Here is a 22,915-nt window from a genome sequence, read left to right as displayed (position 1 = left end):
CGCGTGGGCGACCGCGTCCGGGGCGGTCGCCGCGCGACCGGGCGGCCGGGACCGGCGGCGTCGTGCTCGCCGTGGCCGGCGCCGGAGCGGTGATCTGGGGGGATCCGGCCGCGGGGACGCCCGGCTGGTACCTGTGGGCCGACGTGGCCGGCGGGGCCCTGGCGTGCGCGGGGCTGTGGCTGTGCCGGCGGTGGCCGGTGGGCGCCTCGCTGGCCGTCATCGCGCTGTCGGTCCCGGCGGCGGCCGCGTCGGTGGCCGCGGGGATCGCCACGCTCGTCGCGGCGCTGTACCGGCGACCGCCCGTGGCCGTCGCGGTGGGGGTGGCATGGGTGGCGGCGACGCTGGTCAGGTTCGCCCTGCGGCCGCCCGGGCTGGCGCCGTACCCGGTGTGGGCGCTGGTCGGCGTGCTGTTCGGCGGGGCGATCACCGGCTGGGGCATCCTGGCCAGGACCCGTCGGGAGCTGCTGGCGTCACTGGCGGAACGGGCCCGCCGCGCCGAGGCCGACCAGCGGCTGCGCGCGGAGGAGGCCCGCCGCGCCGAACGCCTCGGCATCGCGCGCGAGATGCACGACGTGCTCGCCCACCGGCTGTCGCTGCTGGCGGTGCACGCCGGGGCGCTGGCGTTCAACGCCGGCGCCAGGCCGGACGAGGTCGCCGAAGCCGCCGGGGTGATCCGGACCAGCGCGCACGAGGCCCTGCAGGAACTGCGCGCGGTCATCTCCGTGCTGCGCGAGAGCCCGTCGGCCGAGCTCCCGCTGACCGGGCTCGCGCCGCTGCTGGAGGAGTCGCGGCGGGCCGGGATGCGCATCGAGCTGCACGAACACGACGTACGCTTCGCCGACCTGCCGGAGACGACCCGGCGCACCGCCTACCGCGTCGTGCAGGAGGGGCTGACCAACGCCCGCAAGCACGCGCCCGGCCGGCCCGTCACCGTCATTGTTTCCGGCGCGGCCGGCGGCGAGCTGACGGTCGAGGTGCGCAACCCGCTGCCCGCCGGGCGGGAGGCGGCGGGGCTGGCCACGACCGGGGCCGGAGCGGGGCTGGCCGGTCTGGAGGAACGGGTCTCGCTGGCGGGCGGGCGCCTGGAGCGGGGGCCCACCGACGGCGGCGGGTTCCGGCTGGCGGCGCGGCTACCATGGCCACGTGAGCGGCCCCATGAGTGAGCCGGTGAGCGGGTCCGCGGGCGCGCCCGGGGGTGAGGTCACGGGTGCGTCCGTGAGCGGGTCCGTGAGTGTGACCGCGGGTGAGGTCGCGAGTGCGCCCGTGAGCGGGTCCGTGAGTGCGCCCGCGGGTGAGGTCGTGGGTGCCCCCGTGAGCGGGTCCCCAGGTGCGCCCGCGGGTGCGTCGCCCGGCGGGCCCGGGAGCGCGTCCGCGGCGATCCGGGTGCTCATCGTCGACGACGACGCGCTCGTCCGCGCCGGGCTGACGCTGATGCTCAAGGGCGCGCCCGCCCTCCAGGTGGTGGGCGCGGTGGCCGACGGCGCGCAGGTCCAAGCCGCGGTCGGCGAGCACTCCCCCGACGTGGTGCTGATGGACATCCGGATGGCCGGCGTCGACGGCATCGACGCCACCCGCCGGCTGCGTGCCCGCCAGGACGCGCCGGAGGTCATCATCCTGACCACGTTCGACGCCGACGAGCACGTGTTCCGGGCGCTGCGCGCGGGAGCCAGCGGGTTCCTGCTGAAGGACACGCCGCCCGAGGGGATCGTCGAGGCGATCCGGCGCGTCGCCGCCGGCGAGCCCAGCCTGTCGCCCAGCGTCACCCGGCGGCTGATCGCGCACCTCGTGCCCGAGGAGGACGACCGGCGGCGGGCCGACGCCCGGCGGGTGCTGTCGGCGCTCAGCGGCCGCGAGCGGGAGGTGGCGCTCGCGGTCGGGCAGGGCAAGAGCAACGCCGTCATCGCCGGCGAGCTGCACATGAGCGTGGGCACGGTCAAGGGCTACATCTCCCGCATCCTCACCAAGGGGGGCCTGGACAACCGCGTCCAGCTGGCCCTGGTCGTCCACGACGCCTCGTAGGACGCCCGCCCGCGCTCAGCACCCGCCCGCGCACAGCGGCCGCGCGCGCCCGCTCGGCGAACGGCGGGCAGGGCGACGCCGGAGGGCGGGCCGCCCTGCCCGGCGACCTCGCACAGGCTCGGCCGCCGCGACCGCGTCGTGCCGCGGCTTCCTGACCGGCCGGTTCCGCCAGGCGGCCTTCGGCGAGGACGACCACCGTGCGCGAAACCCTCCGGTTTCATCAGGAAAACCTCGCGGCTAAGCTCGCCATCGTCGACAAGATCGAAGAAGTAGCCGCACATGTTCACGAGCGTCCCGACGACAATCCGGACAGGCATGGCGCGCCGGTACGTTGGACCTGCGCGATGTGCCGCCGGGATCGGTAAGACTTGGATGGCTGGGGCTTGTGCCGGCGCCGCGAACGCCAACTTCCGCCGTGGACGGCCCGTGACGCCGTATGAGGAGCCGATCCGCTTGAGCCATCGGGACGATACCGAATTCTGGGCGTGCCCTCACGGGCGGGACGCCCGCCAAGGCTGCGTCACCTGTTACGAGGAGGCGGTCGATCCGGATCTGGCCCTGCCGCTTTGGGACGTCGCGGTGTGGTTCACCTCCGAGCGGCCGATTCCCGTCAAGGCGCTGCAGGACGTCCACCGACACGGCCGCCGGTTCCTCCTGGACAAGCTGTCCGCCCCGCACATCTACCTTCTGACCGGCCATTCGCACGCCGCCGGAGGCGGGCAGGCCGTGGCCGGAGTCGTCGGCTTCCTGGTCCACAACCAGCATGTGGTGGACGAGTTCGTCGTACGGGACACTCGCGCGGTACGGCTGTCGCCGCCTCCGAACCTCTCCAGCGGCGAGAGGGTCTGGCCCTGACCTTCCTTCCCGGATGGGGCCGCGGCCGGAGGCTTCTACGGACGTCCGGTGGAGGGCAGGCATGAGGGGCCCGGGGCACGCATCCGTAAGGGGCGATCAGCGGTCCGCGCGATAAGCCCCAAAGCAGCGAGTCGGCGCAGGTCAGACCCTTGATCGAAGACGGGTCCCGCGGCCGTGATCGCGTGGTCGGACCATTCCAGCCGATGTCGAGTGCCTTCAGCTGCTTCCAGGGCATGTAGCGATGCAGGAAGGCCGCCGCTTCCAGGCCAAGAAATCTATCGTGGCCGTGTTAGACATTCGCGGCCGATGGGGCTAGTCTTTCTGACATCGCAAGGACGGATCCACCGGGCAGCAAGAAGCAGTACTGGCACCACGACGAACTGCCCGCAACGAGGATGAAGTTGAGATTGATGGCAGAAGGTCGGACGTGACGGGCCAGCGCAGTGGTAAGGGGCCTTGATCGTGGACGCGCTGCCGAAGGTGAATTGGACGGCAGTCCACAAGCTAGAGAAGAAGGGAGCGTTGGACGCCATCAGGATCGCCCGGCGCCGGCTGCATGCCGCCGCTCGGGTACCGCAGTTCCACAGATAGGAAGGTGGTCTACGGTCACGCATTCGCGATCCCCGCATCACTGCCGCACAGTACGGCGGTGGCGGAAAACAGTAAGCCGGCCAGATGGCCGGTAGATGGTGTTGAACGTCTTCGGGGCTCCGGCGCAACAGGCGCCGGGGCCCCCTGTTCGCGTGATGAAAGGCATCTATGGATCAAACCCACCCAACCGGCGTTGATAAGCCCGTTCCCGCCAGCACCGGTGACAGTACCGAAGACCGGTTCGACGATGAGGACTATCCCGCCTACAGCATGGGCGCGGCCGCGGAGATGCTTCAGGTCACTCCGACGTTCCTGCGGGCTCTGGGCGCCGCCGGCCTGATCGAGCCGCGACGCTCCAGCGGTGGCCACCGTCGCTACTCCCGCTACCAGCTACGCCTGGCCGCCAGGGCCCGGGAACTTGTCGACCAGGGCACACCCATTGAAGCCGCCTGCCGGATCATCGTCTTGGAAGACCAGCTCGCTGAGGCGCTGCGCATCAATGAGGCGCGCGGCCGCCCAGCCGGACACTGAGCGGCGACGGCTTGCTCCCCCCGCACAGCCGGCAGATCAAGGCGACCCGCCACGCGGGCCGCGGCTGCGCCTCAGCCGCACCGCAGGTTTCCCGGCTGCCGGTGCCCGGGGCGCGACTCACCCAGGCACATAGCGGCGGGGCATGGGTCGGCTGTGCTATCTTAGGTCCAGTTGCAGTTGTGGTACCCATAAGAACTTGTGTGCACCTGACGGTTGTAGCCTCAGGTGCATTTTTTGTTTGCCGGTCTTCTCCGGGTGGGCCTATCGCGGCGACGCGGAGTTCGTGCACTGCGGATTCCGGCTTCACCTATCAAGAGGAGATCGACATGGCTAATGGCACCGTGAAGTGGTTCAACGCGGAAAAGGGTTTCGGCTTCATCGAGCAGGACGGCGGCGGCCCCGACGTCTTCGCGCACTACTCCAACATCGTCTCTCAGGGCGGTTACCGCGAGCTGCGCGACGGCCAGAAGGTGGCCTTCGATGTCACCCAGGGCCAGAAGGGCCCGCAGGCCGAGAACATCGTTCCCGCCTGACAGAGCACCGCCACCAGCCAGGCTCGCACCCTCACAGGTGCGGGCCTGGCTGGTTTTCCGGCTGCTGTATCGCTGTCCGCGCTAGGCGAGCGCAGCGCGCCGTGGGCTCGCCGGGCGATGTCGGCGACCAGTTCGCGGTGCGTGTTCGGCGAAGGACCGCTGGGCAGCAGGGCGTAGACCGTCCCCTCGATCAGCGCGCAGCCGTGCCTGCCGTAGTGGGCCTCGCAGTGCAGGCTCACCAGGTCGGCGAGCCGGGTGGTCGCGTGTGCCGCGACGACCTCCTCGGCCTCGTCCGAGGCGACGGCGAACGCGGCCACCGCGACGCGCAGGTTCGGGTCCAGGCCGAGCTGCGGGGGCCACCGCGGTGACGCTGCTCGGGTCGGCGAGCAGCCGCCGTAACAGGTCGGCGCGCCTGCGCCGGACGGCGTCGACCGCGGTACGGGCCGCGAGCAGGTGCCGCGAGACGATGTCCGCCACGTCGGAGAGGGCCTGTTCGGCGGCGGAGTCGAGGCAGTCCCCGGCATCGACGACCCAGATCGACCCCGGTTCCCCGCTTCCCGCGCGGACCGCGACACCGAGACGAGGAAGACCGCCGGGGATGGCGGGGAACCGGCAGGTGCGCACCACCTGGGCGATCGCGCGGTACTGCGCGTCGCGGGCCGTGACCCTCCTGATCGACACCGACGAGTTCGACTCGGCCCGGGTCGGCTCCATCATCGGCGATCTCATCCGCTGCCTCCGCTGACCGGCACGCTCCCGAGCCGCCGGCCGCCGCCGATCAAGGCGCGGCGGCGAGCTTCGCGACATCGGGGGCGTAGACGGTCATCCAGTGCGGATGCAGCCGGTAGTAGACCACTTGGTGGTCCCAGTCGAAGGCGTTCTCACCGTAGAAGTCCTTGAAGTACTCGAGGAGGTCCGGCCAGTCCGCCGCCGGCTCGCCGTCGTCGGGGTTGAGGATCTCCACCGTGCCGTGGGTGAACACGCCCAGGTCCTCTCCGCGCATGTAGGCGACGCTGGCGGCGGGACGGGCGGCGAGGTGGCGGGCCTTGGCGGCGCCGCGCGCCGTGCCGAAGTGCCACTTGCCGTGCAGGAAATGCCCGTCCGCACCACTGATCCGTGGCTCGCCCTTCGCCGTGACGGTGGACAACGCGAGCGTGCGCATGCCGGTCAGGACACGGGTGAGTTGCTCCGCGCCCAGCGTGTTCTCCGTGACGATCGAGCGGAGGTGCGAGGTGGAGCGGGAGAGGGAGGCTTCGAGGAGGGCCTGGAGCTCTTCGAGCTCTTCCGGCGTTTCGCGCATCGAGATCCTTGTCTTTCCGTGGTCCTGGTCCACGTCCCCATCGACGTCGACCGGTACGGCCATCCTCGACGCAAAATCGGACATCTTGTGTCGTATTTTCTCATCCGTCTTGTGACGTCGCCGGCGACGTTTCCACGGCTGCCGGCTTCCCGCCGTCGACGTCGGCCACGGTGGAGATCGGGGTGTTGAGGATGCCGTCGAACGCGTCGAGGACGGGGGTGTGCACGTAGGCGCTCTGTATCCGGATGCGGTCGGGGCCGGCGCCGCCGGAATCCCGCGTGCGCGCCCGGCGGGCGTCGGCGAGGCTCAGCCCGAGGCCGGCGTCGGCGAAGGCGGCTTCGACGCTTCCCGGCTCGGGCGGCTCCAGCGCGGTGTCGTCGATGGCGAACCCGAAGCGGGCGTCCTCGTCGGGACGCATGTCGGCGGTGTGTCCGGCCGTGCTGGTCAGGGCGAGGGCGAAGTAGTCGTCGCCGAGGGCGCTGTGCAGGTACTGGCCCATGGGCAGCCCGGTGAGGTGGCCGTTGAAGGAGATCGGTTCCTTCTGGATGTGGGCGTTGTGGGCGGCCAGCACGATGCGGGTGCCGGGTTCGGAGCGTTCCAGGTGCCACAGGACCGACCCGGCCATGTAGACGTCGCGGGCCGAGGTGTCGGCGGTCAGGCCGTTTCCGGCGTAGAGGCCGGCCATCGCGCGGAAGCCGTAGTCGGCGTGGCAGGCGGCTTCGAGGCGGCGCAGGGCGATGTCGTAACCGAGCTGGTCCCCCCGGGAGACGTACAGCGGTGCGACGGCGCGGAAGCGGATGAGCAGACGCATCAGGATGGCGCTGAGGGCGTCCTGTTCGGCGGTGGCCAGGCGCGTCCAGGCCGGCGCGGCCGAGGCCGCCGAGGGGCCGGCGAACGATCCGGCGATCCGCATCGCCGTCCGGACGGCCGGCAGGGTCTCCGGATCGATCTGCCGCAGGTAGTCGGCGACCGGGGCCAGGGCGGGGATCAAGGACCCACCGGCGGCCGGGATGTCGATCCCGGCGAAACGCACCGGCTTCGGCGCTGTGGCATTGTGCCGGCGCATCCAGCGCAGCGGCTCGTCGACTCCCACCGGGATCGCCGCGGCGAGATGGGCCGACAGATCATCGTCCGTCCCCTCCCCCTGCGCCCAGGCGTCGAGGGGGAAGCCTTCGCTGAAGCCGTACTCGAAGGCAAGGACGGTGAACCCGCAACGCTCGGCCAGGAACCGCAGGATGCGCCGGCGCATTAGTGAGAACTCGGTGATGAAGTGGGAGTTCTCACCGATCGCGACGACGCGGGCGCCGCCGATGACGTCGCCCAGCGGCTCCAGGTCGTCCAGCGGCGCCCCAGGGTCGAGGTGGGTGAGCGGGACGGCGTGGCCGCGAAGCCAGTCGGCGAAGGGATCGTGGTGGAGGGAGGCCGGCATAGAGGCTCGATTCTGGTGGTGGGAGGTGGACGAACGATGATCCGGGAGCGTGGGTCACCGCGGCTCGGCGGCGGACGGTTACGCGCCTCGCACCTGCACGGCCGCTTTCTCCAGGTCGTCGATGCCGCCGGACATGATCGTGCGGATGTGCTCGCCGATGTGCTCGAGCGGCCAGTCCCACCACGCCACAGCCAGGAGGCGCTCGATGTCGGCGTCGCTGTGGCGGCGGCGGATGAGCCCGGCCGGGTTGCCGCCGACGATGCCGTAGTCGGGGACGTCGTCGACGACGACCGAACCGGAGGCGATGATCGCTCCGTGGCCGATGCGGACGCCGGGCATCACCATCGACCGGTAGCCGAACCAGACGTCGTTGCCCACCACCGTGTCACCCCGTCCGGGCAGACCGGTGATGAGGTCGAAGTGCTCGGCCCAGGAACCGCCCATGATCGGGAAGGGGAACGTCGAGGGGCCGTCCATGCGGTGGTTGGCGCCGTTCATGATGAACCGCACGCCCTCGCCCAGCGCGCAGAACTTCCCGATGACCAGCTTCTCCGGCCCGTAGTGGTACAACACGTTACGGGTCTCGAAGGCGGTCGGATCGTCCGGATCGTCGTAGTAGGAGAACTCCCCGACCTCGATCAGCGGCGAGATGATCAGGGGTTTCAGCAGCACCACACGCGGCTGTCCGGGCATGGGATGCACCACGGTCGGGTCGGCGGGAACAGATGACATCACTGATCATTCCTTCCTGTGGCTGTCTGGGGTCCGAAAGACGGCGCGGAGGCCGGAGTCGCACGCACGGCCGGACGGGCGTCCGGTGCGCAGCCGGCCGAGCGGCGCCGTGAGCGTCCTGTCCATCCGTTCTCGCCGATGAGCCCTCGCGGCGAGCGGACAGGTCACCGGGTCACGGGCGAGCCCGCCGCCGGAGGACGGCCCGACGGCCGGCGCGGTGACCCGCGGTGGGCATGCGAGCACTCCGGAACGTTCGGGAACGGGGCGGCCGTCAGGGGCCGCGCGACTGGGCGAACATTCAGGAAGAACACCGATGACCTCACTAGTGCGACAACTGATGCATTAAGATGGTGGCATGACCCCGTCCCACTGAGCAAACCGGATGACCAGCGATGACTCCCCCAGCACCACAACCGGAGGACGCCCGGCCGGCGTCGCCGACCCGGCGCCGTCCCGGCGGCCGCACCGCCCGCATTCGCGCGCAGGTCCTCGACGCGGTCCGCGCGGAGCTCGGAGAGCACGGTTACGACGGGCTCACCATGGACACCGTCGCCGCCCGCGCGGGCGTGCACCGCGCGACGGTGTACCGGCGGTGGGGGGACGTCGGCGGCCTGCTCGCCGACGTCCTCGACGCGGCGGGCGAGGACGACTGGCAACCCCCCGACACCGGCTCGCTGGAAGGCGACCTGACAGCACTGAACGATGAGATCCAGGCGGCCCTGACCGCGCAGCCGCCGATCATGACAGCCCTGATCGCCGCCGCGTTCCGCTCGGAGAAGGCCGACCGCGCCCAACAGCGGCTCTGGGAGGACCGCTACACCCGGTGCGAGATCATCGTCAGCCGGGCGATCCAGCGCGGCGAACTCTCGCCGCGCACCGACGCCCGCCGACTGCTCGTCGCCGCCACCGCGCCGCTGTACCACCAGCTGCTGCTCCTCCGCACGCCACCCGACCCGCACCTGCCCGAGCACGCCGCCAGAACCGCCGCCCTCGCCGCCTCCGCCGGCGCCTTCACCGGACGCGGCGCCTAGCGCGACCCGACCGGCCACCTCACCGTCCGCGCCGAAGATCCGCTCGCCGTCCGTCTCGCGCCGGCGAGCGAGCCCTTCCAGGGTTTCGTATCCCGGCCCGGCCACCCGATGTTCGATCGCTGTCGTACAATCGAGTAGTTCGATTCCTGTCGAACTTCCAAGGCCGGAGGTATTTCGTGATCAAGCACAGCGAGGCACAGTACGGTCCCGACGCGCGCGACCGCCTGGCGGAAGCGGCCGACCCCTCGGTGCAAGGCGCGTACGCGGCGCTGGAGTCCTTCTACTACGCCCTCAACCACCGTGACGCCACGGCGTTGCGCGAGGACTGGAGTGACCATCCGCTGGCACAGCTCAACAACCCCATCGGGGGCATCCTGCGTTCCGGCGACGCCGTGGCGGACCTGTACGACAAGATCTTCAATGGGCCGGTACGGGTCGAGGTGACCTTCGGCGACATCGTCGAGTACTTGGGCGATGACCACGCCGTCTTCGCCGGGAGAGAGACGGGCGCCTACACCGGCCCCGATGGCGTCGCCGTGCCGCTCCGCATCCGCACCAGCCGGTACTTCCGCTACGAGAACGGCAGATGGCGCCAATTCCATCACCACGGCAGCATCGACGACGCCGACGCCCTGCGCGCCTACCAGGAGGCCGTCACCGGCTCGGCCTGAGCTCCGCCCTGTGCGGCCACGCCCTGGCGCACCTCGGCCACTCCGGTCGGCGCCGGGTACGGGCCGAGAGCCGACCGGAAGCGGCCATGAGTCGATCATGTGCGTAGTCTCGGAGGTGGACTGGAGCCTCTCCGAAGCCCTGGGACGCGGAATCTCGGAGGTCCAGCCTGAAGGCGACTCAACAGAAAGCAGGACTCCCCGTGGACCCCAGTCCCGATCGGCCGCGCATCATCCAGACCGTCGGCGACCTCGCCGCCGCCTTCCCGGCCGCCACGCCGCTGCGCATCGAGGTGGAGGAAATCGAGCCCGGCCACGATCCGAATCTCTACGGGTGGGCGGTGGTCGCCGGCGTCGTGAACCTGCCCCTCAACGACACCGGCGACATCGCCGGGCCCGGCGAGCAGATCGCCACCACCGAACCTGACGACCACGGCAACCGCCGTCCGCGCTTCACCCCCGTCGTGGCCCTGCAGTCCCGCAAGCTGGCCGTCCCCGGACAGATCGGCCCGGTCGCCCACGCGGCCGACCCCTGCCAGCGACGCATGGACGCCTACCACGACGCCGCCGACGACGGCGACATGACCCGCTACCTGATGGAACTGCTCAGCGCCGTGGAGGAACTGCGGGACGAGGTCGCCGAGGCGGCCCGCGACGAGCACCGGCGCTTCCACCCCGGCGCCCGCCGCCACCTGGCCGCCCTCGCCACGGCCCTGGAGACGGCCCGCCGGGACGCCGACGAGGCGACCCGCTACGGCACCGTCTGCGAGCTCATCCGCACCAAGCCCGACGACCCGTACGCCGAGTCACTCGGGCTCCAGACCCCGTGCGATCACGAGCACCTGTACGACATGCGCGTCGAACTCCCCGGCCAGGGCCACGACGAACTCGCCTGCCCGGTGCACGCCGCCATCGCCGAACGCACCATCCCCGGCGCGATCGTCCGCCCCGACCCCATGTAGCCCTCTGCCACCCGCCCTTTGATCCCCTGGCTGGTCCTCACCTGGATACGTGGCGGGGAGCCGGGTTCGCCGCGAACGGGCCGGTGCGTCGCCTCACATTCCGGGGGGCTGTCTTGTCGAACTGCTCGGACGAACACGTCGTCCAGCGAACAGAAAGCTCAGAGGCACCATGACCACCTCCATGCCGGCCACACCGTTCACCGCCCCGGCACCCGCGCAGCGCCTGGAGCGGACGGCAGCCGCGCTGACCGCACACGGCTTCACCGTCGAGATCCTCGACGACGCCGCCGCCGCCCGTACCCGCGTCAAAGAACTGATCCCCGAGGGCGCCACCGTGTTCACCGGGGCCAGCGAGACCCTCCGCCTGTCCGGCATCGACGAGGACATCAACGGCAGCGGGCGATACGCCTCCGTCAAGGCGCGCAGCAGGACCATGGACCGCGCCACCCAGTTGACCGAGATCTGGCAGATGATCGCCTGCCCCGACGTCATCGTCGGCAGCGTCGCCGCGGTCACCGAGACCGGATCCCTTGTGGCCGCCTCCGCCAGCGGAAGCCAGCTGGCCGGGTACTCGGGCGCCGCGGCCCGCGCGATCTGGGTCGTCGGGGCGCAGAAGGTGGTACCCGACCTGGACACCGCGCTGCGGCGCGTCGAAGACCACTGCCTCGGGCTGGAGAACGAGCGCGCCATGAAGGCCTACGGTCAGCCCAGCGCCCTCAACCGCCTTCTCATCCTCAACGCGGAACCCCACCCCGGGCGCGGCATCGTCCTGCTGCTCCGCGAAGCCATCGGATTCTGAGCCCCCGGCATCGGCCTGCGCCGGGATCGCTCCAAGCGGATGGTTCACAGGCGGCCACCTGCGAACCATCCGGGACGAACGGGCCGTGCCCGCTCGATGCACCTTGCGGCGGCTGATGGCCGCGGCGAGCACGCCACCACCTGCTCCTCAGGCGGCTTTCGCAATCGTCTCCCAGGCTGAGGCGCCGAGGATCATGTGGTCCTCCGGGAGGAGCCGGGTCGGTCCTGCGGCACGAGGCGGATCCGTGCGGGCATCGACACAGTGAGGGCATGAGAAAGACGAGAGTCGCCGCGGCGCTGGCACTGGCCGCGGCTGCGGGAGCGGTGACGGTCGGAGTGGCGCCGCAGGCGTCGGCGGCGACACGGAGGTGCGACACGAGCGCGCTGCGACGGTCGCTCGACGCGATCGTGAAGGCGGGGGGCGCGCCGGGCATCCTCGCGGCGGTCAGCTCCCCGGCGTGCGGGCAGGTGTCGCTGGGCAGCGGGGTGGCGGACGTCGTCACGGGCCGGCGGATGCGCGGCGACGAGCGGATCAGGATCGGCAGCATCACCAAGTCGTTCACGGCGACGGTGGTGCTCCAGCTCGTGGAGGAGGGCAAGATCAGCCTGGACGCGCCGCTGACGCGGTACTTACCGAACGAGAAGATCACCGTCAGGGACCTGCTCCGGCACACGAGCGGCCTCGGCGACTACACGTCCTCCGACGAGATCGACGCCTCACGCGACCGCTTCAAGCACTTCGAGCCCGAGGATCTGTTCGCGATCGGGCTGCGCGTACCGCGGTCGGACAAGCCGTGGAACTATTCGAGCACCAACTACGCCCTCCTGGCCATGATCGTGAAGCAGGCCACGGGTAACGACGTCGGCACGGAGATCACGCGGCGGATCCTCAGGCCGCTCAAGCTCACCAGGACGTGGTGGCCGGGCGACAATCCGCGCATCCCGGGACGGCACGCGCACGGTTACGTCTACGACGAGGGCGAGCGGTACGACACCACCGAGTGGAACATGATTTACGGCGGCGCGGCGGGCGCGCTCGTGTCGACCACCTCCGATCTGAACCGCTTCTGGGCCGCGTTGCTCGGCGGCGGACTGCTGCCCGCGGCCCGGCTCAAGGAGATGCGCACGACGGTCCCCGCGGATCCGGCACGCATGTGGCCGGGCGCCAACGCCGGACTCGGGCTGTACGAGACCAAGCTGAAGCACTGCGCGGGCACCTGGGTCGGGCACGGCGGCGGCGCCAACGGCTACCGCACGATCGCGGCCTCCAGCCCCGACGGCCGCCGCCAGGTCACCCTCGCGATCAACCGCCACCCGAGCGAGATCACGCCCCGGCTCCTCGACCTCGCCGACGCCACCCTCTGCGCGCTGCGCTGAAGCCGGCGAGAGCTCAGGGCGAGCATGACCAGGGCGATGTGCGGATGGAGTTCGACTCCACCGATGAGCACATGCCGACTCCAGGCGCCGCCCCCATGAATCCGGCACAAGAATTTGACAGATTCACCTTTCGATGCTCTCCCACTCTGCCTTCAGAGCGCCTTTTATCAATTTGTCAAATCGGCCCGGAAAAGGCTTTGTCACTCGAAAAAGAGGGCTACCGTAAATGCATGGAATTTCGTCGTCTAGGCCGCAGCGGACTCTCCGTCAGCGCGGTCTCCTACGGCCACTGGCTCTCGCACGACACGGCTGACCAGGAAGAACGGGCACGATCGTGCGTCGCGGCGGCACTGGACGTGGGCATCACCACGTTCATCACCGCGGACGCGTACGCGAACACCGCGGCCGAGTCCGTGCTCGGCCGCGCTCTCAAAGGACAGCGGCGGGAAAGCCTGGAGATATCCACGAAGGTGTTCTGGCCCACCGGGCCGGGCGGGCCCAACGACAAAGGCCTCGGCCGCAAGCACGTCATGGAGTCGGCGCGGGCGTCGCTGCGACGGCTGGGCACCGACTATCTCGATGTGTACCAGGCGCATCGATTCGACCGGACGGTGCCGCTGGAGGAGACCATGCTGGCGTTCGCCGACCTGGTCCGGCAGGGGCACGTGCTCTATGTCGGCGTCTCCGAATGGACGGCCGAGCAGATCACCAGGGGCGCCGCGCTCGCCCGGGAACTGCGGGTGCCGCTGGTCTCCAACGAGGCGCAGTACAGCGCGTTGTGGCGGGTGATCGAGGCGGAGGTCGTACCAGCGTGCGAACGAGAAGGGATCGGGCAGCTCGCCTGGTCCCCTCTCGCCCAGGGCGTGCTGACAGGCAAGTATCGGCCGGGACGACCGCCGCCCACGGGATCGCGCGGCGCGGACCCGGGCGGTGCGGGCGGTTTCATCCAGCCCTTCCTGCGACAGGACGTACTGGCACGGGTGCGGCGGCTGCGTCCCCTGGCCGATGAGGCAGGGCTGTCCCTGGGACGACTCGCGCTGGCCTGGGTGCTGCACAACCCCAGCGTGGCTTCGGCGATCACCGGGGCGTCGCGGCCCGAGCAGGTGCGGGAGAACGCCGAAGCGGCGGGCGTCCGGCTCGACGCCGATCTCTTGGGGCGCATCGACCAGGTGCTCGACGGCGTCGCCGAGACGAACCCGGCGCTGACGACGAGCCCGTAAGGGGACGGGCGCGCCATGACGCACGCGACGAAGCCGGCGCATGGGCGGGGTCATGTCCGCGCGAGGCACGCGAGGAGCGCCAGCTTGTCGGCACTGTCGGTGCCGGGGTCCGGGTGGAGGACGACGAGCGTCTGACCCGTCGCACCGCTGACGCCCAATCTCTCCCGGTTCAGCCGGAGACCACCTACCTGGGGATGGTCGATGCGCTTGGGTGTGCCTTCGCAGGTGTTCACGTCGTGGCGGGCCCAGAGCCTGCTGAAGAGAGGGCTGGCGAGGGAGAGTTCGCCGACGAGCTCGATGAACCGGGGGTCGTCGGTGTCGGTGCCGACGGACTCGCGGAAGCCGGCGACCATGCCCTGCGCGGCGTCCTCCCAGTCCGGGTAGAGGGCCTGCTCGGCGGGGTCCAGGAAAACGTCCCGCAGGCGGTTGCCCCCCGCCACGAGTCGCGGCGACAGAGCGGTCGCCAGCGCGTTGGCGGCGAGGACGTCGAAGTAGCGGCCCTCCACGTACGCGGGGAGCGGGAGCGTGCCGGCGAGTTTGGCGACGCCAGGAGGGACGGTTTCCTTCCGGGGCCGCCGCCGTCGCCGGGGTCTTTCCGCCCCGAGGCGTAGCAGGTAGGCCGTCGCGTCGTCGTCGAGCAGCAGCACGCGGGCGAGGGACTCGAGGACCTGCGCGGAGGGGTTGCGGTCGCGGCCCTGTTCCAGGCGCAGGTAGTAGTCGGCGCTGATGCCGGCGAGCATCGCGACCTCCTCCCGGCGCAGGCCCGGCACGCGCCGGACGCCGACGGAGGGGATGCCGGCCTGTTCAGGAGTGACGAGTTCCCGGCGGGCGCGAACGTAATCGCCAAGAAGGTTGGATTCGTCGCTCATGTCCTCACTGTAATTCGCGCCCTTTCGTGCGCGCCTGGTCCTGTCACCCCCAGGATCGTGGGGGCTCTGGCTCTGACAGAAGGCGAGCGGAAATCTCGCTTCCGGGACGAACGCCGGCGAAATCGGCTGGCGGTCCCTTCCACGGACAAGGAGCCACACCATGTCAACGTTCTTGCTCGTACACGGGGCCTGGCACAGCGGGCGATGCTGGGAGCGGGTGGTCCCATTGCTGGCATCGGCCGGGCATCGGGTGGTCGCGCCGTCGCTGACCGGCTTCGGCGACAAGGCGCATCTGCTCGGCCCCGAGATAGGGCTGGACACGCACGTCGACGACATCGTCAGGCTGATCATCGAGGAGGACCTCACCGACGTGATCCTGGTGGGCCACAGCTACGCCGGGCTGGTCATCTCGTCCGCCGCCAACCGGATCCCGGATCGGATCGCCCATCTGGTCTATCTCGACGCGATGGTCCCGGAGGACGGTGAGAGCGCGGTCGATGTGCATCCCGTCACCCAGGCCCTCATCGACCGCGCCGCGGAGTCCGGGGCCGGCTGGCGGATCCCGCCGATGCCCGAGCTGCCGCCGCCCCTGGGCCTGTTCGGGGTCACCGACCCGGCGGACGTGGCGTGGCTGCGGACGATGTTGTCGGATCAGCCGGTGCTCTGCCTGCGGCAACCGGTCCGGCTGGACAACCCGGCCGTGCACATGATTCCGCGGACGCACATTCACTGCGTCGCCCACGTGCCGGAGGGCATCAAGCGGCGGCCCGTCCCAGCGATACAGCCCAACGGCAGCCCGGCCCAGGTGTGGGAACTGGAGACGGGCCACGACTGCATGATCACCATGCCGGCCGAGCTCACCGAACTGCTGCTCAAGCTCGGCTGACCACCCACCGCGCTCCGCCAGGGCGGTGGCGGCCAGAAAAAAATCCGGAACTCGGAGCCGGCGGATGTCGAGACCGCTTCGGCGGCTCCGTCCCGGGGGTGGATCACGACAACGACCCTGGAGGGACGGCTATGCGAGCCAACGAGATCACCGAGATTCTGGACCGGCCGATCAGCCGAGAGCTGTTGGCACGCGATGTGACCCGGCTGGCGTACGTGGCCAAGGACGGCACACCCCGGAACGTCCCGATCGCGTTCACCTGGAACGGTTCGGAGATCGTCATGTGCACCACGAAGAATGCCCCGAAGCTCCCGGCTCTGCGCGAGAACCCGATGGTCGCCCTGACGATCGACACCGAGGTGCACCCGCCCAAGATCCTGCTGATCCGCGGCCGGGCCGAGCTGGACGTCGTCGACGGCATCCCGGACGAGTACCTCCAGATGAACGGCTCGTACGAGATGACGCCCGAGCAGCGGGTCGAGTGGGAGGCCGAGGTCCGCTCGCTCTACGACGGCATGGTACGGATCGTGGTGACCCCGACGTGGGCGAAGCTCATCGACTTCGAGACGACCCTGCCGAGCGCGGTCGAGGAGCTGGTCCGGCAGCGGGCCGAGCGTGAGCGCGCCTGAACGCCCTCCCTGTTCGACCACACCACAACCGATCCGTTCCGCACACGCGGACGAGTGACAGGTGGTGGCAGGAGGCTCATTCGCCGACGCGCGGCGCAGCGACTGACGCCGTGGTCGGCGACCGACGGTTCCGGCAGCGGGACGGCGTTCAGGTGCGCTTCGCGGTGCGGTGCAGACGCAGGGCGGAGATGAGGAAGAAGACGCCGCCGGCGGTCGCGTACCCGGCGAGGCCGCCTCATTCCTCCGCAGCAGCCGGGCCGTCATCGGCACCGGCGACTCGACCCGGAGCTGAGCCCGCCGCCTCCCGACGCGGTGGGCTCGTGACGCCGGTACCCCCGCCGGGGACCGGCAGCAGCACCGGCACGATCTCCCCCTCGCGGGCGCCTGCCTGGCGACGCGCCGCTGTGCGACAACGACCTGATCGCCATCTCCCCTCGCAGGCGAGCGCCTGGCCGGCCGCACGGGTGGACGACAGCCGTAGCGGCGACCGGGTGGTCTTGCCGCCCGGGCCGCCATCGCGCCTGCCAGGGTGAACCCGGCCGGCGCCCGTGCCGAATTTCGGCCGCCCCCTTGACTGAGATACGGACCGCCGAGTAGAAAGGCTCCCAGCTTATTCGTCTCAGAGTGAAACTAAATGGGGGTCCGCGTGGAGAGCAGTGATGCGCGCCGGGTGAATCGGGCCGCGGTCCTGAGCGTTCTCCTCAGTGACGGCCAGGCGTCCCGGGTGGCGCTCGCCAAGCGCACCGGGCTCAGCAAGGCCACCGTCTCCCGGGTGGTGGAGGACCTGCTCGCCGAAAACCTGATCAAGGAGTGCGGGCCGCTTCCCGCCGACGGCCCGGGGCGGCAGCCGTTCGCGCTCGAACTCGCGGCGGACGCCGGCCTGGTCGCCGGAATCGACATGGGGGGCACCACCACGCGGTTCCTCCTCTCCGACCTCACCGGCAGGCTGCTGGTCAGCCACCGCGCGACGACGCCCAAGGCCGGCGACGCCCCGAAGGTGGCCGCCTTCCTCGCCGAGACGCTCGCCTCGCTCGCCGCCGGACACCCCGGCGCCATCACCAGCACCGTCGTGGGCCTGCCCGGAGCCGTCCACCCGGCCACCCGCGCGGTCAGGAGCGCCCCCAACCTTCCGCAGATCGAAGGCACCGGATTCACCGAGGCCGCCGCCGCGTCCATCCCCGGCGCGGTGGCCTTCGAGAACGACACCAACTGCGCGCTCATCGGCGAGCTCCACGCCGGAGCGGCGCACGGCCACCGCGACGCGGTGATGGTGACCATCGGCACCGGTCTCGGTGTCTCGGTCCAGCTGGACGGCAGGCCGCTGCCGGGACGCACCGGAGCGGTCGGCGAATTCGGCGCCCTGGCCTACGCGGACGGCACCCTGGAGGACGCGATCTCCGGCAAGGGCCTGACCGACAAGGCGCCGAGGGCGACCCCCGCCGAGATCCTCGCCGGCGACCTCCACCCCGAGCTGCGCGACAGGGCCAAGGGGGCCCTGGAGATGCTGCTGCGCGTGGTGACCGTCGCCTACGAACCCGAGGTGATCGTGCTGGGCGGCGGCGTGAGCGCGTCGATGCTCGCCTGGCACACCGACCTGGAACGTTCCCTCACCGACCTCACGCCCGAACCGCCGTCCGTGGTGCCCTCCGCGCTGGGCGACCCCGCGGGCGCGGTCGGCGCCCTGGTCGCGGCGCTCGGCGCCGCCCACCGCGCGATCGGCGTGGACGCCCCCATCCCCACCGTACGGCTGACGCCGAAGGAGAGCCATGTTCCTGCGCAGGCTGGTTAGGACGAACCCGAAACTCGCCGAGGCGGCCGTCACGCTGCACCGGGAAGGCCGGCTGGCCGCCAACACCTACCTGATCGACCTCGACGGCCTGCGGGCCAACACCGAGATCACCGTCGGGGCCGCCCGCCGGCACGGCCTGAGCCTGTACGTCATGTCCAAGCAGTTCGGCCGGAACCCGGACGCGTTGCGCGCCATCGCCTCGGCCGGTCTCGGACGCGCGGTCTGCGTCGACCTGCAGGACATGGAGGCGGTCCAGCGGGCCGGCACCCGCGTCGGGCACGTCGGCCACCTGGTCCAGCCGCACCTCGGCACCGAGGACGCGGTCGTCGCGGCCGGCCCGGAGGTCGTGACCGTCTTCAGCGAGGAGACCGCCGCCAGGATCGGCTCCGCCGCCGCGCGTGCCGGTCGCGTCCAGCCGGTGCTGCTGCGCGTGCGCGGCCCCGAGGACCACTACTACTCCGGACACGCGGGGGGCTTCCCGATCGGCGCCGTCGAGGAGGCGGCCGGGCGGGTGGAGGCCCTCGACGGGGTCACGGTCACCGGCGTCACGAACTTCCCGTGCATGCTCGCCTCCGCCGAGACGCGGACGATCGAGCCGACCCGCAACTTCGCCACCTTGGTCGAGGCCGCCGAGCGGCTGCGTGGGGCCGGATTCACGATCACCCAGGTCAACGCCCCCGGCACCACCTCATCCGGGACGTTCGAGCGGCAGGCCGCCTACGGAGCCACGCACGTCGAACCGGGCAACGGGCTGCACGGCACCACGCCGCTGCACCTCTTCGACGACACCCAGCCCGAGGTTCCCGTCATCGTCTACGTGAGCGAGGTCTCCCACCTGGACGGCGGCGACGCCTACGTCTTCGCGGCCGGCTACTACGTCGACAAGGTCCTGGGCGAGTACCGCCTCACCGCCCTGGTGGGGCCCGATCTGCGCGAGTACGAGGTCGAGACGGCGCCCGACGGGGCCATCCACTACTACTGCGCGATCAAGAACGCGCGGGGTGTACGCCCCGGCGACACGGTCGTCTTCTGCTTCCGGCCACAGGTCTTCGTGACCAGGGGCCGGACCCGGGCGGTCGCCGGAATCAGGTCGGGGGACCTGGATCTGCGGGGGAGCCATGACGCCGAAGGGCGTCCAACCCACGGCGTGGCCTGACAGCCGCGTCCTTTCACAGGAGGTCACCTTGGACTCCACTCCCCGCGGCCTGAAGAGCGGCGCGCTGAGCGCCGTCGGGGCCGCCGTGATCTCGATGGCCTTCATGGGGCCGGCGACCAGCGTGTTCTTCAACACCCCGCTGGCCGCGGCCGCCGCAGGGTACGCCCTGCCGCTGGCGATCCTGCTGGCGATGGTGGTCTGCCTGCTGGTGGCGTCGGTCATCGCGTCCTTCGCGCGCAAGCTCCCGACCGCGGGCTTCGCCTACACCTTCAACACCCATGGACTCGGCCGCCGCGGCGGCTTCCTGTCCGGCTGGCTGCTGGTGCTGGCCTACGGCATGGTCGGCCCGATGCTGCTGGCCGCCATCGGCTCCTTCACCGCCGACTTCCTGGCCCGGTACCTCTCGCTCACCGTGCCGTGGTGGATCCTGACGCTCGCCTTCTCGGCGATCATCTGGGGGATCAGCGCCCTCGGCGTCTCCCAGTCGGCCAAGACCGCGCTGATCTTCCTGGTGCTCGAGCTCGGTGTGCTGCTCGCGCTCTTCGGCGTCATCTTCGGCAAGGGCGGCGCCGACGGCCTCTCCCTGGCCCCGTTCGACCCCGCCGAGTCGGCGGGCGGGCTGGGCGGCCTGGGCAAGGGCATGCTCTGGGGCATCTTGATGTTCATCGGCTTCGAGTCGGCCGGCACCCTGGGCGAGGAGGCCCGATCGGCCCGCCGGGCCATCCCCATCGCGCTGTTCACCGCGGTGCTCGCCATCGGCGCCTTCTACGCGCTCTCCGGGTACGCCGCCTCGATCGGCTTCGGCAGGCCGGGCGCGCAGGCGCTGGCCGCCGACCCGGCGCCCTGGAACACGCTCATGAACAAGTTCTGGGGTGTCGGCTGGCTGCTCGCGCTGACCGTGCTCAACAGCCAGTTCGCCAACCTGATCTCCGGCGTCACCGCGATGGTCAGGGTCGTCTTCGCGATGGGCCGTGAAGGGTTCTTCCCGCGCCGCCTCGGCACCGTCGACGACCGGCACGTCCCCCAGGCCGCGATCGCCGCCTACATGCTCTTCGCGACGGCCTTCGCGCTCGTCGCCGGAGTCTGGATCGGGCCTCTCGGCGTGTACGGCTTCGCGGGCACGATCGTGGGTGTCGCCATGGTCGTCATCTACATCCTGATGTCGGTCGCGTTGGTCCGCTTCTACCTCGGCGAGCACCGCGCGGAGTTCTCCGCGCTGAAGCACGGGGTGATCCCCGGAGTCGCCGCGCTGCTGCTTCTACTGCCGATCTACGGACAGCTGGTGCCCCTGCCCGAGGGGCCGAACCGGATCGCGCTGTTCCTCATCGTCGCCTGGGTGCTCGGCGGCGTCGTCTACCTGGTCCGGATCGAGCGGGACCGTCCCGGACTCCTCACCGCGATGGGCCGGGTCTGGGCGGAGGAGCCCGATCCGGCCGACAGCAGGCCATAGATCACCATGGCCGCCATCGGACAAGGGCTGACGCGGCCGCAGCCGGCGTCGGCCCCCGCCGGCCGAGCAGCACCGGCAGGGAGATCCACGTACGCCGCGGTGAGCGTGGAAGGCCGTACCGGGCGCGGGAGCACGGTACGGCAAGCCCGGCGGCGCCGGCGGGAGGTAAGGCTGTGCAAAGGGCCGGGCGATGTGCGTAGGCTGGCGGAAGCGGTGACTTGCTCGCGCTCGGCTTGAGCGCATAGGCGATTTCTTTCGCACCGTGGATCGGATTCGATCGTGACAGCCCTGACCATTCGGTTGGCGCACGACCAAGATCACACCAGCATAACCCTGACCGGTGACCTCGACGTCCTGTCGGCCGTGTGCCTGGACGACGCCGTCGAGACGGCACTGCACGACGGCCGTCGGCACCTCACCGTGGACACCGCCGCCCTCACCTTCTGCGGCTCCTCCGGGGTGTGGGCCCTGCTGCGGGCCCAGCGGGCCGTGACGGCCGTCCAGGGCACCATGACGCTCACCAACGTGCACGGCGTCCTACGGCGGATCCTGGACATCACCCACCTCACCGCCGCCTTCCGTCAGGAACACGACCACGGTCTCCCGTCCTTCGCCCCACCCCAAGCCCCGGTGAAGGCGGACACCTTACGGTAGGAGATGTTCCATCCGGTCGCCCGGGCGGCTCTCTCTCGACCCGGGCGCACGCGATGAGACGGGCAGGCCGGCCAGGTGATCCCCTCGACATCGGCGCGTGAGAGTGGAGAGGGCTGCGGCATGGCCGAGGGGCCGTTGAGGTTGGCGGAGGTGCTGGCCGCCGCCGAGCGCGCGGCGCCGGTGGAGTCGGTGGACGTGGTCGCGCACAACCTGCGGGAGCGGTTCGCGGGCCGACGGGTGTCCTTCCTGTTCGTCGATCTTCTGGGACGCCGGCTGGTGCGGGTGAGCGAGGACGTCGCGAGCCAGAGCGGACGCAGCGCCGAATGTGTCGATCTCGAGGGCAGCGACTACGACAAGGTGCTGCGCGACCAGGAGCCGTACGCGGTGCAAGAGACCGGGCACGGGCAGCGGGTGATCGCGCCGGTCACCAACCGGGGCGATCCGATCGGCCTGCTGGAGGTGACCCTGCCTCACTGCGACCAGGATGTGCTGGAGCAAATCGCCGAGGTCGCGCAGGCGCTGGCGTACATCATCGTCACCGATCGCCGCTTCACCGACCTCTACCAGTGGGGCCGGCGCACCACCCGGATGAGTCTGGCCGCCGAGATCCAGTACCAGCTCCTGCCGGACGCCGCCTGCTGCGAGGCCGACACCTTCACCCTCGCCGCCGGCCTGGTGCCGGCCGACGAGATCGGCGGGGACACCTACGACTACACCCTCGACCGCGAGACGCTGCACCTGTCCATCACCGACGCCATGGGCCATGACGTCGACGCCGCCCTGCTCGCCACCCTCGTGGTCAACGCGCTGCGCGGAGCCCGCCGCGCCGGCGCGGACCTGGCCGAGCAGGCACGCCAGGCCCACCAGGCCCTCCTCGACCACGGCCGCGGCGCCCTGGCCACCGGTCAACTGCTGCGGATCAGCCTGGACGGCACCGGTGCCCGGCTCGTCAACGCCGGCCACCCGTGGCCGCTGCGGCTGCGCGAGGGGGCGGTGTCGGAAGTGCCCCTCGACATCGACACGCCCTTCGGGGTCGCCGAGCCCTACCAGGTGCAGCGGCTGGACCTGCGTGCCGGTGACCGGCTGCTGCTGCTCACCGACGGCATGCAAGAGCGCGGGGCCGAAGCCGTCGACCTGCCCGACGTTCTCCACGACACCCGCCACCGTCATCCCCGACAGGTCGTCCAAGCCCTGACCTCCGCCGTGCTGAACGCCTGCCACGGCCACATGGCCGACGACGCCACCGTCATATGCCTCGACTGGCACGGCCCCCGGCCCACCCACCGTGATCCCTGACAGAGCGTCGGCCCGCCGGCTTCTTCGGGTGTCTCGACCAGCCGATCGAACAGGGTGTGGACCAGGTCGCGGTTGGGCCACCCAGCCGGACCCGGATGATCGCGTGCAGCGGGCGGCCCAGCGCGGTGGTGTCCATGTGC

24 protein-coding genes are annotated in these 22,915 nt (G+C 70.9%); 20 read left to right on the top strand and 4 right to left on the bottom strand.

From position 1 onward, the window contains the following. The 7 genes from KIK05_RS32840 to KIK05_RS32810 form a co-directional block, all read left to right on the top strand. Positions 1–1,163, top strand: a 1,163-nt coding sequence (locus KIK05_RS32840; RefSeq protein WP_214414718.1) for a sensor histidine kinase, incomplete at its 5' end; no start/stop codon positions are given. Positions 1,164–1,311: 148 nt separating this feature from the next. Further along, entirely contained in the window at positions 1,312–2,019 is a 708-nt protein-coding gene (locus KIK05_RS32835; protein WP_372455628.1) for a response regulator, read from the top strand. 197 nt (positions 2,020–2,216) lie between these two features. Then, positions 2,217–2,384: a hypothetical protein gene (locus tag KIK05_RS32830; RefSeq protein WP_214414717.1), complete on the top strand. Its 168-nt coding sequence runs from the start codon at positions 2,217–2,219 to the stop codon at positions 2,382–2,384. A gap of 88 nt (positions 2,385–2,472) precedes the next feature. Next, positions 2,473–2,874 (top strand): hypothetical protein, encoded by a 402-nt coding sequence (locus KIK05_RS32825; RefSeq protein WP_214414716.1) that lies wholly within the window; start codon positions 2,473–2,475, stop codon positions 2,872–2,874. A 759-nt stretch (positions 2,875–3,633) separates the two neighbouring features. Continuing rightward, positions 3,634–3,996 carry a helix-turn-helix domain-containing protein gene (locus KIK05_RS32820; protein WP_214414715.1) on the top strand — a complete coding sequence of 121 codons (363 nt, stop codon included), beginning with the start codon at positions 3,634–3,636 and terminating at the stop codon, positions 3,994–3,996. Positions 3,997–4,322: 326 nt separating this feature from the next. After that, the gene (locus KIK05_RS32815; protein ID WP_214414714.1) at positions 4,323–4,529 is read left to right on the top strand and encodes a cold-shock protein; all 207 of its coding nucleotides are present in this window, start codon (positions 4,323–4,325) and stop codon (positions 4,527–4,529) included. A 598-nt stretch (positions 4,530–5,127) separates the two neighbouring features. Then, entirely contained in the window at positions 5,128–5,274 is a 147-nt protein-coding gene (locus KIK05_RS32810; protein WP_214414713.1) for a hypothetical protein, read from the top strand. A gap of 33 nt (positions 5,275–5,307) precedes the next feature. Here KIK05_RS32810 and KIK05_RS32805 read toward each other — a convergent pair whose 3' ends face one another. The 3 genes from KIK05_RS32805 to KIK05_RS32795 all read right to left on the bottom strand — a co-directional run bounded on the left by KIK05_RS32805 (position 5,308) and on the right by KIK05_RS32795 (position 7,990). Further along, positions 5,308–5,829 carry a pyridoxamine 5'-phosphate oxidase family protein gene (locus KIK05_RS32805; RefSeq protein ID WP_214414712.1) on the bottom strand — a complete coding sequence of 174 codons (522 nt, stop codon included), beginning with the start codon at positions 5,827–5,829 and terminating at the stop codon, positions 5,308–5,310. 100 nt (positions 5,830–5,929) lie between these two features. Further along, positions 5,930–7,258 (bottom strand): erythromycin esterase family protein, encoded by a 1,329-nt coding sequence (locus tag KIK05_RS32800; protein ID WP_214414711.1) that lies wholly within the window; start codon positions 7,256–7,258, stop codon positions 5,930–5,932. A gap of 78 nt (positions 7,259–7,336) precedes the next feature. Continuing rightward, entirely contained in the window at positions 7,337–7,990 is a 654-nt protein-coding gene (locus tag KIK05_RS32795) for a CatB-related O-acetyltransferase (protein ID WP_250563843.1), read from the bottom strand. Between the two features lie 392 nt (positions 7,991–8,382). Here KIK05_RS32795 and KIK05_RS32790 point away from each other — a divergent pair, with 392 nt between their 5' ends. The 6 genes from KIK05_RS32790 (at position 8,383) to KIK05_RS32765 (ending at position 14,046) form a co-directional block, all read left to right on the top strand. Next, positions 8,383–9,021 carry a TetR/AcrR family transcriptional regulator gene (locus tag KIK05_RS32790; protein ID WP_214414709.1) on the top strand — a complete coding sequence of 213 codons (639 nt, stop codon included), beginning with the start codon at positions 8,383–8,385 and terminating at the stop codon, positions 9,019–9,021. 176 nt (positions 9,022–9,197) lie between these two features. Beyond that, positions 9,198–9,692 carry a YybH family protein gene (locus KIK05_RS32785; RefSeq protein ID WP_214414708.1) on the top strand — a complete coding sequence of 165 codons (495 nt, stop codon included), beginning with the start codon at positions 9,198–9,200 and terminating at the stop codon, positions 9,690–9,692. A 200-nt stretch (positions 9,693–9,892) separates the two neighbouring features. Further along, positions 9,893–10,651: a hypothetical protein gene (locus KIK05_RS32780; protein ID WP_214414707.1), complete on the top strand. Its 759-nt coding sequence runs from the start codon at positions 9,893–9,895 to the stop codon at positions 10,649–10,651. A 169-nt stretch (positions 10,652–10,820) separates the two neighbouring features. Next, positions 10,821–11,450, top strand: a complete 630-nt coding sequence (locus tag KIK05_RS32775) for an LUD domain-containing protein (RefSeq protein ID WP_214414706.1) — start codon at positions 10,821–10,823, stop codon at positions 11,448–11,450. A gap of 269 nt (positions 11,451–11,719) precedes the next feature. Beyond that, the gene (locus KIK05_RS32770) at positions 11,720–12,826 is read left to right on the top strand and encodes a serine hydrolase domain-containing protein (protein WP_214414705.1); all 1,107 of its coding nucleotides are present in this window, start codon (positions 11,720–11,722) and stop codon (positions 12,824–12,826) included. Between the two features lie 230 nt (positions 12,827–13,056). Then, positions 13,057–14,046, top strand: coding sequence for an aldo/keto reductase family protein (locus tag KIK05_RS32765; RefSeq protein ID WP_214414704.1), 990 nt, complete (start codon positions 13,057–13,059; stop codon positions 14,044–14,046). Between the two features lie 50 nt (positions 14,047–14,096). On the opposite strand, the gene KIK05_RS32760 is transcribed toward KIK05_RS32765, so the two are convergent. After that, positions 14,097–14,915, bottom strand: a complete 819-nt coding sequence (locus KIK05_RS32760; RefSeq protein ID WP_214414703.1) for a helix-turn-helix domain-containing protein — start codon at positions 14,913–14,915, stop codon at positions 14,097–14,099. A 160-nt stretch (positions 14,916–15,075) separates the two neighbouring features. On the opposite strand from KIK05_RS32760, the gene KIK05_RS32755 reads away from it, so the two are divergent. The 7 genes from KIK05_RS32755 (at position 15,076) to KIK05_RS32725 (ending at position 22,775) form a co-directional block, all read left to right on the top strand. Next, positions 15,076–15,801, top strand: coding sequence for an alpha/beta fold hydrolase (locus tag KIK05_RS32755; protein WP_214414702.1), 726 nt, complete (start codon positions 15,076–15,078; stop codon positions 15,799–15,801). A 131-nt stretch (positions 15,802–15,932) separates the two neighbouring features. After that, entirely contained in the window at positions 15,933–16,430 is a 498-nt protein-coding gene (locus KIK05_RS32750) for a pyridoxamine 5'-phosphate oxidase family protein (RefSeq protein WP_214414701.1), read from the top strand. A 646-nt stretch (positions 16,431–17,076) separates the two neighbouring features. Beyond that, positions 17,077–18,219, top strand: coding sequence for an ROK family transcriptional regulator (locus KIK05_RS32745; protein WP_214414700.1), 1,143 nt, complete (start codon positions 17,077–17,079; stop codon positions 18,217–18,219). After that, positions 18,197–19,375: an alanine racemase gene (locus KIK05_RS32740; RefSeq protein WP_214414699.1), complete on the top strand. Its 1,179-nt coding sequence runs from the start codon at positions 18,197–18,199 to the stop codon at positions 19,373–19,375. Before KIK05_RS32745 ends, KIK05_RS32740 begins: the two co-directional genes overlap by 23 nt. 28 nt (positions 19,376–19,403) lie before the next feature. Next, a complete protein-coding gene (locus tag KIK05_RS32735) occupies positions 19,404–20,825 on the top strand; it encodes an APC family permease (protein WP_214414698.1) in 1,422 nt (473 codons plus the stop codon). A 279-nt stretch (positions 20,826–21,104) separates the two neighbouring features. After that, a complete protein-coding gene (locus KIK05_RS32730; RefSeq protein WP_214414697.1) occupies positions 21,105–21,479 on the top strand; it encodes an STAS domain-containing protein in 375 nt (124 codons plus the stop codon). 120 nt (positions 21,480–21,599) lie between these two features. Beyond that, complete coding sequence (locus tag KIK05_RS32725; protein WP_250563841.1) at positions 21,600–22,775, top strand: PP2C family protein-serine/threonine phosphatase; 1,176 nt, start codon at positions 21,600–21,602, stop codon at positions 22,773–22,775. Positions 22,776–22,915: the final 140 nt, after the last annotated feature.

This window comes from Sphaerisporangium fuscum (assembly GCF_018531465.1).
GTDB classification, from domain to species: domain Bacteria; phylum Actinomycetota; class Actinomycetes; order Streptosporangiales; family Streptosporangiaceae; genus Sphaerisporangium; species Sphaerisporangium fuscum.
Note: the sequence above shows the minus strand (reverse complement) of the source record. Positions and strands in the feature narration are given on the sequence as shown.

What these genes read in the sequence shown, in the direction of transcription:
- KIK05_RS32755 (WP_214414702.1), top strand. Translation starts at nt 15,076, where the DNA reads ATGTCAACGTTCTTGCTCGTACACGGGGCCTGGCACAGCGGGCGATGC.
- KIK05_RS32800 (WP_214414711.1), bottom strand. Translation starts at nt 7,258, where the DNA reads ATGCCGGCCTCCCTCCACCACGATCCCTTCGCCGACTGGCTTCGCGGC.
- KIK05_RS32725 (WP_250563841.1), top strand. Translation starts at nt 21,600, where the DNA reads ATGGCCGAGGGGCCGTTGAGGTTGGCGGAGGTGCTGGCCGCCGCCGAG.
- KIK05_RS32815 (WP_214414714.1), top strand. Translation starts at nt 4,323, where the DNA reads ATGGCTAATGGCACCGTGAAGTGGTTCAACGCGGAAAAGGGTTTCGGC.
- KIK05_RS32795 (WP_250563843.1), bottom strand. Translation starts at nt 7,990, where the DNA reads ATGTCATCTGTTCCCGCCGACCCGACCGTGGTGCATCCCATGCCCGGA.
- KIK05_RS32740 (WP_214414699.1), top strand. Translation starts at nt 18,197, where the DNA reads ATGTTCCTGCGCAGGCTGGTTAGGACGAACCCGAAACTCGCCGAGGCG.
- KIK05_RS32770 (WP_214414705.1), top strand. Translation starts at nt 11,720, where the DNA reads ATGAGAAAGACGAGAGTCGCCGCGGCGCTGGCACTGGCCGCGGCTGCG.
- KIK05_RS32820 (WP_214414715.1), top strand. Translation starts at nt 3,634, where the DNA reads ATGGATCAAACCCACCCAACCGGCGTTGATAAGCCCGTTCCCGCCAGC.
- KIK05_RS32790 (WP_214414709.1), top strand. Translation starts at nt 8,383, where the DNA reads ATGACTCCCCCAGCACCACAACCGGAGGACGCCCGGCCGGCGTCGCCG.
- KIK05_RS32805 (WP_214414712.1), bottom strand. Translation starts at nt 5,829, where the DNA reads ATGCGCGAAACGCCGGAAGAGCTCGAAGAGCTCCAGGCCCTCCTCGAA.
- KIK05_RS32760 (WP_214414703.1), bottom strand. Translation starts at nt 14,915, where the DNA reads ATGAGCGACGAATCCAACCTTCTTGGCGATTACGTTCGCGCCCGCCGG.
- KIK05_RS32810 (WP_214414713.1), top strand. Translation starts at nt 5,128, where the DNA reads ATGGCGGGGAACCGGCAGGTGCGCACCACCTGGGCGATCGCGCGGTAC.
- KIK05_RS32775 (WP_214414706.1), top strand. Translation starts at nt 10,821, where the DNA reads ATGACCACCTCCATGCCGGCCACACCGTTCACCGCCCCGGCACCCGCG.
- KIK05_RS32750 (WP_214414701.1), top strand. Translation starts at nt 15,933, where the DNA reads ATGCGAGCCAACGAGATCACCGAGATTCTGGACCGGCCGATCAGCCGA.
- KIK05_RS32765 (WP_214414704.1), top strand. Translation starts at nt 13,057, where the DNA reads ATGGAATTTCGTCGTCTAGGCCGCAGCGGACTCTCCGTCAGCGCGGTC.